We start from the raw sequence: 1,090 nt of genomic DNA on the forward strand, positions 1-1,090 counted from the left end.
CCACGCGCCCTCCACGCACCACGCGTCACCACGCGCCCTCCACGCACCACGCGTCACCACGCGCCCTCCACGCACCACGCGCACCACGCGCACCCCACGCACCAGGAACAGCCCCTGCGCGCCGTGAACGCTGTGCTCATGCCTGCACCCCACGGCCGCGGCGCTTCGAGCAATCCCGCTGGGCGTTTCGAGACCATAAGCTATGCGCTCGACCCGGACATTGCCGACCTCTCTCCCGACGAGCTGCCCGCGCCGCAGACGACGTTCCTGCGCGATGACACGTCGTCGATCATCAGCACCAACGACAGCCCTGACGTCATGTTCGACGCCAGCATGAACCCGTACCGAGGATGTGAGCATGGCTGCATCTACTGCTACGCGCGTCCGACCCACGAGTACCTCGGGTTCTCCGCAGGCCTCGACTTCGAGACCCGCATCATGGTGAAGGAGAACGCCCCCGCGCTCCTACGCGACGCGCTCTCTTCGAAGCGCTGGACCCCGCAGGTGCTCGGCCTCAGCGGTGTCACCGACGCCTACCAGCCCATCGAGCGCAAACTAGGGCTCACGCGCCGCTGCCTCGAGGTGCTCACCGAGTTCCGCAACCCCGTCATCGTCATCACCAAGAACGTGCTCGTGACCCGAGATGCCGACCTCCTCGGCGATCTGGCGCGTCACGACGCGGCAGCGGTGTGCATCTCCATCGCCAGCCTTGACGCCACCCTCGCGCGTCGGCTCGAGCCCCGCGCGCCAACCCCCGAGAGACGGCTGGAGGCCATCTCCGCCCTCACCTCGGCGGGGGTTCCCGTCTGCGTGCTTGCCGCACCCGTGATCCCTGGACTCAACGACCACGAAGTACCTGCCGTGATCTGCGCCGCGGCGCGTGCAGGCGCACGCTGGGCCGACTACACCGCGCTGCGCCTGCCCCATGGGGTCAAGGACCTGTTCTCCGACTGGCTCTCCGAGCACTTCCCCAACCGACGCGACAAGGTGCTCAACCGCATCCGCGCCATGCGCGGAGGACGCCTGAACAGCTCCGACTTCACCACACGCATGCGGGGCGAGGGGGTGTTCGCAGACGAGGTTGCCCAGC

General features: G+C 68.2%; 1 protein-coding gene. It reads left to right on the plus strand.

Going from position 1 to position 1,090, the window contains the following annotated elements; translation table 11 throughout:
* Positions 1 to 138 precede the first annotated feature (138 nt).
* Positions 139 to 1,090, plus strand: a 952-nt coding sequence (locus tag EB084_26295) for a PA0069 family radical SAM protein (GenBank protein NDD31773.1), incomplete at its 3' end; no start/stop codon positions are given.

The sequence above is a fragment of the Pseudomonadota bacterium genome, assembly GCA_010028905.1.
Taxonomy (GTDB): Bacteria; Vulcanimicrobiota; Xenobia; order RGZZ01; family RGZZ01; genus RGZZ01.